Origin of the sequence: Streptomyces sp. BK022, from assembly GCF_004217355.1 — a bacterium.
In the GTDB taxonomy this organism is placed as follows: domain Bacteria; phylum Actinomycetota; class Actinomycetes; order Streptomycetales; family Streptomycetaceae; genus Streptomyces; species Streptomyces griseoluteus.
Genome location: NZ_SHKU01000004.1, coordinates 25,711 through 37,117, shown reverse-complemented (window position 1 = coordinate 37,117; position 11,407 = coordinate 25,711). Strand labels below are relative to the sequence as shown.

General features: G+C 73.2%; 14 protein-coding genes. 9 read left to right on the top strand and 5 right to left on the bottom strand.

Features of this window, described 5'->3' with window-relative positions:
- Nucleotides 1-399: 399 nt before the first annotated feature.
- The 3 genes from EV284_RS16615 (at nt 400) to EV284_RS16605 (ending at nt 2,166) form a co-directional block, all read left to right on the top strand.
- Nucleotides 400-1,116 carry an HAD family phosphatase gene (locus EV284_RS16615; RefSeq protein ID WP_130334858.1) on the top strand — a complete coding sequence of 239 codons (717 nt, stop codon included), beginning with the start codon at nt 400-402 and terminating at the stop codon, nt 1,114-1,116.
- 130 nt (nt 1,117-1,246) lie between these two features.
- Entirely contained in the window at nt 1,247-1,678 is a 432-nt protein-coding gene (locus EV284_RS16610; RefSeq protein ID WP_130334856.1) for a Rieske (2Fe-2S) protein, read from the top strand.
- Between the two features lie 17 nt (nt 1,679-1,695).
- Complete coding sequence (locus EV284_RS16605) at nt 1,696-2,166, top strand: pyridoxamine 5'-phosphate oxidase family protein (RefSeq protein WP_130334854.1); 471 nt, start codon at nt 1,696-1,698, stop codon at nt 2,164-2,166.
- 4 nt (nt 2,167-2,170) lie between these two features.
- On the opposite strand, the gene EV284_RS16600 is transcribed toward EV284_RS16605, so the two are convergent.
- Entirely contained in the window at nt 2,171-3,073 is a 903-nt protein-coding gene (locus tag EV284_RS16600; RefSeq protein ID WP_130334852.1) for a LysR family transcriptional regulator, read from the bottom strand.
- Between the two features lie 74 nt (nt 3,074-3,147).
- Here EV284_RS16600 and EV284_RS16595 point away from each other — a divergent pair, with 74 nt between their 5' ends.
- Nucleotides 3,148-4,095: a DMT family transporter gene (locus EV284_RS16595; RefSeq protein ID WP_207229056.1), complete on the top strand. Its 948-nt coding sequence runs from the start codon at nt 3,148-3,150 to the stop codon at nt 4,093-4,095.
- A 23-nt stretch (nt 4,096-4,118) separates the two neighbouring features.
- Here EV284_RS16595 and EV284_RS16590 read toward each other — a convergent pair whose 3' ends face one another.
- The gene (locus EV284_RS16590) at nt 4,119-5,447 is read right to left on the bottom strand and encodes an aminotransferase class I/II-fold pyridoxal phosphate-dependent enzyme (RefSeq protein WP_130334848.1); all 1,329 of its coding nucleotides are present in this window, start codon (nt 5,445-5,447) and stop codon (nt 4,119-4,121) included.
- A 48-nt stretch (nt 5,448-5,495) separates the two neighbouring features.
- Here EV284_RS16590 and EV284_RS16585 point away from each other — a divergent pair, with 48 nt between their 5' ends.
- Nucleotides 5,496-6,182 (top strand): pyridoxamine 5'-phosphate oxidase family protein, encoded by a 687-nt coding sequence (locus EV284_RS16585; protein ID WP_130334846.1) that lies wholly within the window; start codon nt 5,496-5,498, stop codon nt 6,180-6,182.
- Between the two features lie 13 nt (nt 6,183-6,195).
- Here EV284_RS16585 and EV284_RS16580 read toward each other — a convergent pair whose 3' ends face one another.
- Nucleotides 6,196-7,194: an EamA family transporter gene (locus tag EV284_RS16580; RefSeq protein WP_130334844.1), complete on the bottom strand. Its 999-nt coding sequence runs from the start codon at nt 7,192-7,194 to the stop codon at nt 6,196-6,198.
- Between the two features lie 65 nt (nt 7,195-7,259).
- Nucleotides 7,260-7,811 carry a Clp protease N-terminal domain-containing protein gene (locus tag EV284_RS16575; RefSeq protein ID WP_130334842.1) on the bottom strand — a complete coding sequence of 184 codons (552 nt, stop codon included), beginning with the start codon at nt 7,809-7,811 and terminating at the stop codon, nt 7,260-7,262.
- 219 nt (nt 7,812-8,030) lie between these two features.
- On the opposite strand from EV284_RS16575, the gene EV284_RS16570 reads away from it, so the two are divergent.
- The gene (locus EV284_RS16570) at nt 8,031-8,204 is read left to right on the top strand and encodes a hypothetical protein (protein WP_107030798.1); all 174 of its coding nucleotides are present in this window, start codon (nt 8,031-8,033) and stop codon (nt 8,202-8,204) included.
- A gap of 24 nt (nt 8,205-8,228) precedes the next feature.
- Here EV284_RS16570 and EV284_RS16565 read toward each other — a convergent pair whose 3' ends face one another.
- Nucleotides 8,229-8,867: a PadR family transcriptional regulator gene (locus tag EV284_RS16565; RefSeq protein ID WP_130336364.1), complete on the bottom strand. Its 639-nt coding sequence runs from the start codon at nt 8,865-8,867 to the stop codon at nt 8,229-8,231.
- A gap of 152 nt (nt 8,868-9,019) precedes the next feature.
- Here EV284_RS16565 and EV284_RS16560 point away from each other — a divergent pair, with 152 nt between their 5' ends.
- From EV284_RS16560 to nadE, 3 genes are all read left to right on the top strand, one after another.
- Entirely contained in the window at nt 9,020-9,757 is a 738-nt protein-coding gene (locus EV284_RS16560; RefSeq protein ID WP_130334840.1) for a VOC family protein, read from the top strand.
- 111 nt (nt 9,758-9,868) lie between these two features.
- Nucleotides 9,869-10,450 (top strand): DinB family protein, encoded by a 582-nt coding sequence (locus tag EV284_RS16555; protein WP_130334838.1) that lies wholly within the window; start codon nt 9,869-9,871, stop codon nt 10,448-10,450.
- A gap of 88 nt (nt 10,451-10,538) precedes the next feature.
- Nucleotides 10,539-11,369: an ammonia-dependent NAD(+) synthetase gene (gene nadE / locus EV284_RS16550; protein WP_130334836.1), complete on the top strand. Its 831-nt coding sequence runs from the start codon at nt 10,539-10,541 to the stop codon at nt 11,367-11,369.
- The last annotated feature ends 38 nt before the right edge of the window (nt 11,370-11,407 follow it).

Here is an 11,407-nt window from a genome sequence, read left to right as displayed (position 1 = left end):
TCCCGACGCCGAAGAATGTAGTGCGCCCGCGTGCGCCGGGAGCAGCAGGCGACCACACTGCGCGGTAATTGCGCATTTCTTTCGAGGATGAACGCGAGCGAGTGGTAAAGGGTGCGCAACCCCTCCGTTTCGGTGCATCGCCGGTGCGGCCGCGGCCCGCGCGCGTCGGCGTCAGCCCTCCGGTGAATATGCCTCAACTGTGCTTTCGCACAATGCCGTTGGCGACCTCGGCGATCACTCCCACCGCCAGGCACCCAGAGGGCACATACACCCCGAAACCCCTCACCGTCGATAACTCTTTGTAGTCATTTCCTCACTCTGGGCGCGCAAATAACGTAGCCGCCACGATGTTTCCGTTTCCCGAGCTATGCCGGGAATGCCCGTTCCAGGGAGGTCATTGTGTCCACCACGGGCCATCAACTGCTGGGCTGGTCCCCCAAGGCCGTCGTCTTCGACTGCGACGGCACGCTGATGGACAGCGAACGCCACTGGCAGGAGGCCCGCGGCCGGGCCTTCCGGGCCTTCGGCCTCCAGGCCCCGCCGGGCTTCGCCGACCAGGCCAAGGGGGTGCACTACGCCGACTGCGGGCGGCTGATGGCCGAGGCGGTGCACAAGCCCGAGCTGACCACCGACCTGACGGCCGCCCTCCTCCACCACTTCCTCGCCCTCGTCGCGGACGACCCGGTGACGATGCCGGGCGCCGTCGACCTGGTGCGGCTGCTCTCCGGCGAACTCCCTCTCGCCGTGGCGAGCAACTGCCCCGCGGAGGTGGTGGAGGCGAGCCTCGAACGGGCGGGTCTGCGCGCCCACTTCGCGCACATCGTCGTCCCCTCCCCGACCCCGGCGGGCGACACCGGCCCGGTCCGGCCCAAGCCGTGGCCGGACGTGTACGAGACGGCGGCCAGGCTGTGCGGGGTGGACGCGGAGGAGGCACTGGCCGTCGAGGACTCCCTGACCGGTGTGGAGTCGGCCCGCCGTGCCCGGCTGCGTGTCCTGGGCGTCGGTCCCCGGCCGGCCGGGGACGACGCGCACCGGGCCGACCTGTGGGTACCGGCCCTGCACACACCGGAGTTGCTGACCTGGGTCCACAGCTGGGCACCGCTCAGCGGGAGTTGATCGAGGGGCGGCTCTTACGCCGTCCTCATGCCCGGGCGGCGAGGATCGGGGCCGTCGGTGAACGTGCGGTGCCACGGGGACGTACCCCTGGACGGATCAAGAACGCTCACCCCGGCGGAAGGAAACGCCCATGACCAGCGCAACACCCCGACCCACTGCCGGACCTGACCGCCGTACCGTGATCGCGGCGGCGGGAGCGGCCGGCCTGACCGTGGCGCTGGCGGCGTGCGGTTCGGGGGACGGCGGTTCGGACACCGCCGGCTCCGGTTCCGCCGGGGACGCTCTCGCGAGGACGGCCGACATCCCCGAGGGCGGCGGCAAGATCTTCAAGGACCGGGGCGTGGTGGTCACCCAGCCCAGCGCCGGTACGTACAAGGCCTTCTCCGCCAAGTGCACGCACCAGGGGTGCGCGGTGGGCAGCGTCGCGGACGGGGTGATCGTCTGCCCGTGTCACAACAGCCACTTCTCGGTCGCGGACGGCAGCGTGAAACAGGGGCCTGCCACGGCTCCGCTGCCCGAGCAGAAGATCAGCGTGTCCGGCGACGAGATCAAGCTGGCCTGACCGGGAAGGGGGGCCGCATGACCGTCACGCAGCAGCGGCGGGGCCGGAAGATCATGATGACGCCCGGCGAGCTGGACGAGTTCCTGACCAGTCAGCGCACCTGCCGGGTGGCGACCGTCTCGGCGGACGGCACCCCGCACGTGAGCGCGCTGTGGTTCGTCTGGGACGGCACCTCGCTGTGGCTCTACTCCGTGGTGCGCAGCAGACGCTGGACCCAGCTCCGGCACGACGCGCGAGTGGCGGTGGTCGTCGACTCAGGTGAGGAGTACGACCAGTTGCGGGGGGCCGAGCTGTCCGGGCGGGTGGAGTTCGTGGGCGAGGTGCCCCGCACGGGGGAGCTGTGCGCCGAACTCGACACGGCGGAGACGCTGTTCGCCCGGAAGAACTTCGGCATGGACGAGATGCCGCACGACGGCCGGCACGCCTGGGCCCGGCTGACCCCGGACAAGGTCGTGTCCTGGGACTTCCGCAAGCTCAGCGGGCGTTGAGGGGTCAGCCGAGCCGGGCGGCCGCGGTGCGCAGGGCGTCGACGGCGGCCCGGATCGAGGGCCGCCGGTCGGCGTCCGCGCGCCACAGCACGTAGACGTGCCGCCGCACCCGCTGCTTGAGCGGGACCAGGACGACGCCGGGCGGTACGGGGTCGCGGCCCAGCAGGGGCGCGATGCACACCCCGAGTCCGGCGGCGACCAGCGCGAGCTGGGTGTGGGTCTCGCCCGCGCGGTGGCCGACGAGGGGTTCGACGCCCTTGGAGCGCAGGGTGAACAGCAGCCACTCGTGGCAGAACTCGCCCTCGCCCCAGGTGATCCACTCGTCCCCGGCGAACTCCGCGAGGTCGACCTCGTCCCGGCCGGCCAGCGGGTGCCCGGCGGGCAGGGCGACCTCGGCGGGGTCGTCCAGCAGGGGTTCCTTGACCAGGCCGTCGGGCACCGGCATCGGCTTGTTGTACCAGTCGAGGACGACCGCGAGGTCCAGGTCGCCGCGCGCGACCCCGGCGACGCCGAGTTCCGGCTCCAGCTCGCAGGAGCGGAGCCGCAGGGCGGGGTGCCGGGCGCGCAGGGCGGCGAGCGCGGCGGGGAAGAGGCCCCGGGCCGCGGTGGGGAACGCGGACATCCTGAGTTCCCCGGCCACCTGGCCCCGGTGGGCCTCCAGGTCGGACTGGGCCAGCTCCACCTGGGAGAGGATGCGGGCCGCGTGCTCCGACAGCAGGCGTCCGGCGTCGGTGAGGCGCACTCCGCGCCCGTTCTTGGCGAGCAGCCGCTGTCCGGCCTCCCGCTCCAGCTTGCCGAGCTGCTGGGACACCGCGGACGTGGTGACGTGCAGCGCCTCGGCGGCGGCGCTGACCGAACCGTGCCGGGCGAAGGCGTGCAGGGTGCGCAGGCGCTCCAGGTTCAACATGTAAGTGATCCTAAACGGTATAGCGCTCGTATTCTCGATTGTGCTACGAAGTTGCGTCCAGCATCTTTGAGGACATGAGTACGGTCATCCCTTCCCGGACCCAGCCCCCCGCCGCCGCCCAGTCCCCCGCCGCCGCCCGGCCGCCCCGCCTGCTCGACTGGCGGCTGCGCTTCGGCCTGCTGTCGCTGATCTGGGGCTTCAGCTTCCTCCTGATCAAGGTGGGGACGGGCGCCTACGCACCTTTCCAAGTCACCCTGGGCCGCCTGCTGTTCGGCACGCTGGTGCTGGTGGCCGCCATGGCCGTGAAGCGGGAGCGGCTGCCGCGCGGGGGCCGCACCTGGGCGCATCTGACGGTGGCCGCCTTCTTCCTGAACGCCCTCCCCTTCTCCCTCTTCGCGTTCGCCGAGCTGACGATCCCCTCCACGCTGGCCGGCATCTGCAACGCCACCTCCCCGCTGTGGGGCATGGCCTTCTCCCTGGTCGCCCTCTCCGAGGACCGCCCCACCCGCATCCGCGTCGCCGGGCTCGGCCTCGGCTTCCTCGGCGTCCTGACCGTCCTCGGCGCCTGGCAGGGCTTCCACGGCCTGGACGCACGAGGCACCGCCCTGGCCCTCCTGGCCTCCCTGAGCTACCCGGTCGGCTGGATCTACGTCCGCCGTACCCTGGCCGGCACCACCAGCTCCCACCTCTCGATGACCGGCGCGCAACTCCTCCTCGCCACGGTGCAACTCGCCCTTGTCACCCCCCTGTTCACCACCCTCCCGGTGCACTTCCCGGTACTCCCGCTCCTCGCCGTAGCCGCGCTGGGCGCCCTCGGCACCGGCCTCGCCATGCTCGTCCAGTACGGTCTCGTCGCCGAGGTCGGTCCCACCACGGCCCAGATGGTCACCTACTTCGTCCCGGTCATCGCCACGGTCGCCGGGGTGTCGATCCTCGGCGAGTCCCTCCACTGGACGACACCGGTGGGCGCGGCGATCGTGATCGCGGGGGCGGCGCTGACCCAGGTCAGGCGCAAGGGCTGACCGCCCTGCCCGTACGAGCACGCCTACCCGTACGACCGCGCCGGAGACGGCCGCACCGCCGCCGCCACCGCGTCCGCCAGCGGAACGATGTCCGCGTCGGCCAGCGGCGAGACCGTGATGCGGATCGCGGGTGGGGAGTCGAGGCGGAAGCGGGCACCGGGGGCCACCGCCCAGCCGGACTGGAGGAGGCGCGCGACGGCGCCGGTTTCGTCGGGGACCGGGACCCAGACGTTCATGCCGCTGCGGCCGTGGGCCGTGACGCCGCGCTCCGCGAGGGCGTCGAGCAGGCGCCCGCGGCGCGTGCTGTAGGACGCGGCGACCTCCGGCCCCACCGCGCCGTCGGCCCAGAGGCGCACGACGGCGCGTTGCAGGAGCTGGCTCACCCAGCCGGGGCCGAGCCGCTGGCGTCCGCGTACCAGGTCGACGGTGCGGGTGTCCCCGGCGAGGACGGCGAGCCTGAGGTCGGGGCCGTAGGTCTTGGAGACGGAGCGGACGAAGGCCCAGTGCGGCGTGGCGCCCGCCAGGGGATGCGCCGGGAGGTCGACAATGCCGTGCCCGTGGTCGTCCTCGATCAGCACGGCAGCCGGGTGCTCGCCCAGCACCGCACGGAGTTCGCGGGCGCGGGCGGCACTCACCGAAGCGCCGGTGGGGTTCTGGGCGCGGGTGGTGACGAGCAGCGCGCGGGCTCCGGAGCGCAGGGCGGCGTCCAGGTCGGCGGGGAGCGGGCCCTCGTCGTCCACGCCGACGGGTACGGCCCGCAGCCCCAGCGCCGGGATCAGGTCCAGCACGCTCCCCCAGCAGGGGTCCTCCACGGCGACCGCGTCGCCGGGCCGCAGATGCGCGGCGAGCACCCGCTCGACGGCGTCGAGCGAGCCGGAGGTGAGGGTGAGGGGCCCGGCCGGAACCCCGTCCGCGTCCAGCGCCGAGCGGGCGGCGCGCACCAGTTCCGGGACGGCAGGCTCGTCGCCGTACAGCACCGGAGCCTGGTCAGCGTGGGCGGCGGCTCCTGCGAACGCCGGGCCGAGGGCGGGCAGCAGCGCCGGATCGGGGTTGCCGGTGGACAGGTCGCGCGCACCCTCCGGCACGTCCACCCGCAGCTCGTCGCGACCGGTGGTGGCGGGCCTCGGGCGGATCCGGCTGCCCCGGCGGCCGGCGGTCTCGATCACCCCGCGCTCGCGCAGGGTGCGGTAGGCGGCCGCGACCGTATTGGGATTGACGTCGAGCAGAGCCGCCAACTCCCGCATGGGCGGCAGTGATTGACCTGGCAGCAGCCCCCCTGAGGCGACCGCGTGTTCGACGCTGGCCGCGATCTCCGCTGCGCCGCGCCCCTGAATCCGATACTCTCCTAGCACAAATATGATTATGCACTAGTGCAATTCAGCAGTCCAGGGAGGGCCGCCATGCAGGGCACCGGACAGGCAGCACCGCAGGCCGACTACGCACCGACCGACCGCACCGTGCCCACCAGGGCGCCGCAGCGTGCGGCGTACGACAGGGCGGCGGTGCACGCGATCCTCGACGAGGGCTACCTCTGCCACCTCGGCTTCGTCCGTGACGGCGCCCCGGTCGTGCTGCCCACGCTGTACGGCCGGGTCGGCGAGCGGCTGTACGTGCACGGGTCCACCGGTTCGCGACCGCTCCGGATGACCGGCGCCGCCGATCCGGGACTCCCGGTGTGCCTGACGGTCACCCATGTCGACGGCCTGGTGCTGGCCCGCTCCGCCTTCCACCACTCGATCAACTACCGCTCGGTGGTGGTGCACGGCGTGGCACACGAGGTCACGGACCCCGAGGAGCGCCGGATCGCGCTGGATGCCGTGGTGGACCAGGTGGTGCCGGGCCGCTCGGCCGACTCCCGCCCCGCCAACCGCAAGGAACTGGCGGCGACGGCGGTGATCCGGCTGGACCTGCGTGAGGTCTCGGCCAAGGTCCGCACCGGCGGCGTCAGCGACGAGCCGGAGGACCTCACCCTGCCGCACTGGGCCGGAGTCGTCCCCGTACAGCGGACCTACGCGACCCCGCTCGCCGACGCCGACCTGGCACCCGGCACCGAACTGCCGGCCTACCTGACCGAGCTGACGAAGTAGGCCCGGCGGGAGCCTAGGCCGCGGTCCCCCGCGCCGACAGTTCCCGCTCCGCGCCGCCCTCCGCGACCGGCTCCACGACCCCGGGAGCCGGCGCGGAGGACTGGGCGATGAACGCCCCGAGGAGGACGACCGCGCCCCCGGCCACCTGCGGCAGCGACAGATGCTCGCCGAGCAGCACCCAGGCCAGCACGGTGGCGATGACCGCCTCCAGGCATGCGACGACCCCGGCGACCTGCGGTGAGAGCCGCCGTACCGACAGCACGCCGGTGACGTAGGCGGCGACCGTGGCGACGAGCACGATCCAGGCGAGCAGCGCGAGCGCGGGCACCGGGGTGCCGTCGAGGTGCGCCGTGCCGGTGAGCACCGAGCGGTCCATGGTCCAGGGCCGCGCGACGAGGGTGAGTACGGCGGCGCCGACGAGCAGGCCGTAGGCGATCACGCCGAGCGGGTCGGGCGCCCGCTCTCCGGCGTCGCCGCCCTGGTCGGACAGGACGAAGTAGCCGACCTGGCAGCAGGCGGCGCCGAGGGCGAGCAGCAGACCGAGCGCGTCGAAGCGGAGCCCGGACCACACCTCGACCACGCAGGCGAGCCCGCCGGCCGCGAGGACCACGCCGAGCGCGGCCGCCCTGGTCACCGGCCGCCGCTGCACGAACCGCACCCAGCCGAGCACCAGCGCCGGGGCCAGGTATTCGATGAGCAGCGCGACCCCGACCGGGATGCGGGAGAGCGCGGCGAAGTAGCACGCCTGCACTCCGGCGACCGCGAGCAGCCCGAACCCGGCGAGGAGCGCCGGGCGCTGACGGAGCAGCGCGCGGTGCCGCACGGCGAGGGGCAGCATCACCAGGGCGGCACCGGTGACCCGGAGCCAGACGACGTGCAGCGGGTCCAGGCCCGCCTCGATCAACGGCTTGGCCGCCACTCCCGACCCGCCGAAGGCCAGGGCCGAGACGAGCGCGAGGCCCAGCCCGGCGTTTCGGCCGCTGCCACTGCTTCCGGACGTACGCACGCGCACATGATGACAGGCGATGACATGAGCGTCACCCCTGTTGACACCTGTCTCAGCAGATGGACGGGGGGTCAGCCGCCCGTGGCGCGGGGTGCCGGCCTGGCCGTCAGGGCCCCCGCCGGGATTCCGGCGTGCTCCAGCACCTCGACGGCGCGGGAGCGCGGGTCGGCCACCAGGGCGGCGAGCAGATCGAGGCCGGTGGCGTGGGGTTCGCCCCGGCGTACGGCACGGCGCCGGGCGTCCCGCATGGCCTCGGCCGCGAGGGGCGACCAGCGCTCGGGTCCCTCGAAGGCACCGTCGCCCCGCACCGGTCTCGGCACGGCACCCGGCGTGCCGCCGCCCTCCGCCACCCGCTGCCAGCCGAGCCCGTAGCCGATGCTGCGCTGCACCAGGTAGCCGAGCAGCCGGACCAGGTGGGGGCCGATGGCGGCGCGGGTCTCGGGGTCCGCGTCGAGGAGGGAGTGGAGCAGGTGGGCGGTGTCGATCTGCCGGTCGCCGTCCCGCACGGCGCGGCGGCGGGCACCGGCGACGACCGCGGCGAGCGTCGCGTCGAGTCCGGTCTCGTCCGGTGCGCCGGCGCCGCCCTCGTCGGGGACGGTCCGACCCGCTGTACGGGGTTCCACGGTCCCACCCCATCAGCCACGGCGGCCCCTTCACATCCGCGAGGGGAACCATTCGCGCGTCCCACGCAGAGTGGAGACCGGCGTACGCCGTCTCCTCCTCACGGATGAGGACGCGCCTTCTCCCCCGGGGCGCGTCCTGCCGGTCGCGCTCCCGCACGCAACCACACGGCTCCCTCACACGTCTCACACGGAGTGGAGAAAGGATGCCCGTGCTGGCTGGTGGGCCTGCCGGCGGTCGACGGCAAGCAGTACGTCTACCGGGTGTACGCCCCGGGGGACGCGCTGCCCGCCGACCTGTTCTGGGACGCCTGGCACTGCCATGACGAGGGCCCCTTCCCCCGGGCGTGGGACCTGTTCGACGCGGCGGTGATACGCCGGGTGCCGGCGGCCTGAGCACCGGCGCCCGCCGACACGGGCTCAGTCCTCGTCGGCGAGGATGAGGTACAGCTTCTTGCGGGCGTCGTTGAGGACGGCCAGCGCCTTGTCCCGCTGCTCCTTGGTCCCGGTCTTCCAGACCTGGCCGAACGCTTCCATCAGACCGGACCCGGCCTGGCGGATCTCGCTGAGCGCCTCCCAGTCGACGCCCCGCGACGCCTCCTCCCAGGGCGCTTCCGGCCCCTCCTCGGCGGCGGTACGGCCGGCCTCGGTGAGCGCGAACAGCTTCTTCCCGCCCTCGCTCTCGCTGACGATCAGACCCTCGTCCTCCAGCAGTTGCAGCGTGGGGTACACCGAGCCGGGGCTCGGCTTCCACGCGCCGCCGCTGCGCTCGGCGATCTCCTGGATCATCTCGTAGCCGTGCATCGGGCGGTCCTTGAGCAGCGCCAGGATCGAGGCCCGCACATCGCCGCGCCGCGCCCTTCCCCTCGGCCCGCCGCGCCCGCGGCCGCCCCCGAATCCGGGGCCCGCGAACCCGGGGCCGCCGAACATCGGCCCGCCGAATCCGGGGCCCCCCGGCCCGAAGGGCCCGAACGCCCCGCGCTCCCCCTCGAACCCGGGCCGGCCGTGCCGACCCGGACCGGCGGCCCAGGGGCCGCGGTGAAATCCATGACCGTGCATCACGATCACTCCGTTCTGTCGTCGATCCATCACATCCGATCGCGTTCCTTACGCGACACTTCGACGATATATCGGTAACTCGCTCACCGACAAGCCCCCGCGCGAAGAAATCGGCTGGCCGCCCCTCGCGGGGCGGGCATACGATCCCGCGCATGACGACGCGTCTGGTGCAGATCTCGGTGAAGGCCGCGGACAAGTCCGCGCTCGGGCGGTTCTGGGCGGGTGCGCTCGGCTGGAAGGTCACCGGGGACACACCCGACGAGACCAATGTCGAGCCCGAGGGAGTCACGTACCCCTCCCCCGAGGCCGTCTGCATCGACATCCTCGACGTGCCGGTCCCCAAGACGGTGAAGAACCGCGTCCACCTCGACCTCGCCACCACCTCCGAGGCTCACCGCTCGGAACTGCTGGCCCGGCTGGCGGAGTTGGGGGCCACCCCGGTCGACATGGGCCAGGGCGACGTCCCCTGGACCGTCCTGGCCGACCCCGAGGGCAACGAGTTCTGCGTACTGGAGCCCCGGGACCTGTACCGGGACACCGGCCCGGTCGCCGCGGTGGTCGTCGACTGCGCGGACCCGCACGCCATGGCCTGCTTCTGGGGCGAGGCCATGGACTGGAACGTGCACGAGGTCACCGACGACATCGCCCGCCTCCGGTCCGCCAAGTCGGTCGGTCCCTACCTGGAGTTCATCCGCACCCCGGACCCGAAGACCGGCCTGAACCGCGTCCACTTCGACCTCCGCCCCTACCCCGGCGGCGACCAGGCCGCCGAGGCCGACCGTCTCCGCGCCCTGGGGGCCACCGACCTCGACTTCGGCCAGGGCGACGTCTCCTGGACCGTCCTCACCGACCCGGAGAACAACGAGTTCTGCCTCCTGGTCCCGCTCTAGGGGGGCGTCTCCCCGATCTTCGTGGATCGAGGAGACACCCCCTAGGGCGCACCGCGTGACCATCCACCGCCGGGAGACCCCGGCCGACGACCTCCGGGACGAACCCAGCCCATGACCACGCCCGACCCCAAGGCCGACCTTCTCCGCTATCTCAAGGCCGCCCGCGAAGCCCTGCTCTTCAAGCTCGACGGGCTCTCGGAGTACGACGCCCGTCGCCCCCTCACGCCGACCGGGACCAACCTGCTGGGCCTGGTGAAACACGCCGCCGGGGTCGAGCTGGGATATCTGGGGGACACCTTCGGGCGGCCCTCGGGCGAGCCGCTGCCGTGGCTCGGGGCGGACGCCGATGCCAACGCGGACATGTGGGCCACCGCCGAGGAGTCGCGCACGGACATCACGGGCCTGTACCGCCGCGCCTGGGCACACGCGGACGCGACGATCGGGGCGCTCCCGCTGGACACGGTCGGCCGGGTCCCCTGGTGGCCGAGCGGCCGGGACGAGGTGACCCTGCACCACGCCGTCGTACGCGTGCTCGCCGACACCCAGCGGCACGCCGGGCACGCGGACATCGTCCGGGAGCTGGTGGACGGCGCGACCGGGATGGACCGGGGGAACACCAGCATGCCGTCGGCCGACCCCGCCTGGTGGGCGGAGCACCGGGCACGGCTGGAGCGCGCGGCGCGGGACGCCTGACCCGTCGCGCACCGGTCCGCCCGGCGTTTGCCAGAATGGCGGCGGCCCGCAGGTGAGGGCCGCCGCCGAAGTGTGAGGAACGAGCAGCATGACCGACCTGGCCCCCACGCCGCAGCAGAAGGAGATCGCCCGCGATCTCCAGGTCCCCGAGTCCTTCGACGCGGAGCAGGAGATCGAGCGCCGTACGGCCTTCCTCGCCGAGCGCCTGACCTCCACGGGCCTGCGCTCCCTGGTGCTCGGGATCAGCGGCGGGGTGGACTCGACCACGACGGGCCGGCTGTGCCAGCTCGCGGTCGAGCGGGCCCGGGCGGCCGGCCACGAGGCGACCTTCTACGCGATGCGCCTGCCGTACGGCGTCCAGGCCGACGAGGCCGACGCCCAGCGCGCGCTGGAGTTCATCCGCCCCGACCGCACCCTGACCGTCGACATCCGCCCCGCGAGCGACGCCGCGCTGGACGCGGTGGTGGCCGGAGGCGTGGTCTTCCGGGACGCCTACCACCAGGACTTCGTCCAGGGCAACATCAAGGCCCGCCAGCGCATGATCGCCCAGTACGCGGTGGCCGGCGCCCAGGACGGCCTCGTCGTCGGCACCGACCACGCGGCGGAGGCGGTCTCCGGCTTCTTCACCAAGTACGGCGACGGCGCGGCGGACGTCGTCCCCCTCACCGGTCTCACCAAGCGCCGCGTCCGCGCCCTGGCCGATGCCCTCGGCGCGCCCGCCGAGCTGGTCTGGAAGACCCCCACCGCCGACCTCGAGACCCTCGACCCCGGCAAGGCCGACGAGACCGCCCTCGGCGTCACCTACGACGACATCGACGACCTCCTGGAAGGCAAGCCGGTCCCGGACCCCGCCTACACCACGATCGTCGACCGCTACCACCGCACCGAGCACAAGCGCCGGCTCCCGCTGGCTCCCTGAGCCCCGCCCGGCCAAGGCCACCCCTGCTCAACTGGCCT